The organism is Priestia sp. P5_B4 (genome assembly GCF_056400385.1).
Genome location: NZ_JBFULJ010001320.1, coordinates 1 through 751 on the forward strand (window position 1 = coordinate 1; position 751 = coordinate 751).

A 751-nucleotide genomic window follows, 5' to 3' on the forward strand; every position below is an offset into this window, starting at 1 on the left:
CTTTTAACGGTTTTCAAAGCCCTATTAATATGGCGGGAGAAGCGAAAAATCCGGGTCGCTCTATTCCGATTGCGGTAGTAGGATCCATTTTAATTGCGACCGTGATCTACGTATTGCTTCAAATTGCGTTTATTGGAGCGGTAAATCCTTCAGAAATCGTAAAAGGATGGAGTCATCTTAACTTTAATTCGCCGTTTGCCGATTTAGCGATTGCGTTAAATATTAACTGGCTTGTTATTGTTTTATATGCCGATGCTTTTGTATCGCCATCAGGAACAGGTATTACGTATACAGCTACCACGTCACGCATGATTTATGGTATGGAAAAAAATAAATACTTGCCGAATATACTGGGAAGAGTTCATCCGCTTTACGGAGTTCCGCGTCAAGCMATGTTCTTTAATTTATTTGTCTCATTCATCTTTTTATTTTTATTTAGAGGCTGGGGGATATTAGCCGAAATTATTTCTGTAGCTACATTAATTTCATATCTTACCGGTCCTATTACCGCTATGACGTTAAGAAAAACGGGGACCGATCTTTATAGACCTTTACGTATAAAAGGGTTAAACGTAATAGCGCCTCTTGGATTTATTTTTGCTTCACTTACTCTTTACTGGGCAAGATGGCCGTTAACTGGACAGGTATTATTTATTATTTTAATTGGTTTGCCAATTTATTTTTATTACCAAGCAAAATCAAAATGGAAAGGCTTTGGTCAAAACTTCCGAGCTGGCGTTTGGATGATTGT

1 protein-coding gene is annotated in these 751 nt (G+C 37.7%); it reads left to right on the forward strand.

The window, feature by feature from the left end; all coding sequences use genetic code 11:
- On the forward strand, positions 1 to 751 hold a 751-nt coding region (locus AC1DRF_RS30730), incomplete at both ends, for an APC family permease (RefSeq protein ID WP_477742664.1).